The organism is Campylobacter concisus (assembly GCF_002914195.1).
Taxonomy (GTDB): domain Bacteria; phylum Campylobacterota; class Campylobacteria; order Campylobacterales; family Campylobacteraceae; genus Campylobacter_A; species Campylobacter_A concisus_M.
On sequence record NZ_PPAU01000123.1, the window covers coordinates 1 to 979 of the forward strand.

1 protein-coding gene is annotated in these 979 nt (G+C 34.5%); it reads right to left on the reverse strand.

Translation table 11 applies throughout. The features are described 5' to 3' along the window. On the reverse strand, positions 1–946 hold a 946-nt coding region (locus CYP28_RS08635), incomplete at its 3' end, for an AAA family ATPase (RefSeq protein WP_141090924.1). Positions 947–979 lie beyond the last annotated feature (33 nt).

Consider the following 979-nt stretch of genomic DNA (forward strand, 5'->3'; position numbering starts at 1 on the left):
CTATTTGACTATACCTTGTGTTGTCATCATAGAAAATTACTTTTTCATTATTTTGGTTGAGCTTTGCTGTTAAGAAAAGCATAGGGATAGAAACATTAGCAAATTTTTCTTGCGATTTTTTGATGTAATATTCAAACGTGCTAATAGCTTTTTCAGCTTTAGGGGCTGTTAAATAGATACTCTGGTCAAAACGTCCCTTTCTGAATAATTCAGGGTTCTTTTTTACAAGGTCGGTAACGTTATTCGCTGTCGCAATAAATAAGACATCTGCCTTGTTCTTGCTATTTTTGTCTGCAAATTCATTTAATGTTGTAAGCAAATAGCCCAGAACTTGTTTTGATTTTGGGCTATCATTAAACATCTTCTCTATCTCGTCTATTAAAAGAACAAATTTGCCTTCGGTAAATTTAAAGAAGCTAAAAAATTTATTCAAAAGCCCAAAAGTATCGTCGGCATTTATAAAAAAGCTAAGGTTTAGCTCTATTAGGTATCGTTTTAGCTCTCCAGCTATGCACTTGGCAAAAAATGTTTTACCAGTGCCTGGAACACCAGTCAAGAAAAAGCCTTTTGAAATTACGCCGCACTCTTGCCTTGTTTCTATGGCCTTTAGGTTGCTCATCATTGTAATAAATGAGCCACTTGTCTTGTCAATAATGTAATCGTCAAAGGTAACGACTGGAGCATATATATTTGACCCTAGTTTCTCACGCAAGATCGTCATTGGATCAATATTCTCTTCTTTTTGCTTTTTGGTTAGCAAGCCATACTTATTATCAACTCTTATAACGTCAAAAATGCCTTTAAATTCCGATGAAAGACTTTCTGGTAAATATGGTGCAATAAATACTATTCTTGCAATACTTCCGTCCGCAAAGGCATTTAAAATGGCTTCTTTACTTCTTGCAAAAACCAAATTTTCTTCAGACAGATTGTATTTCGCTGCCAACTCCTTTTTGCCTTCTTCTGAATAATAGTATTC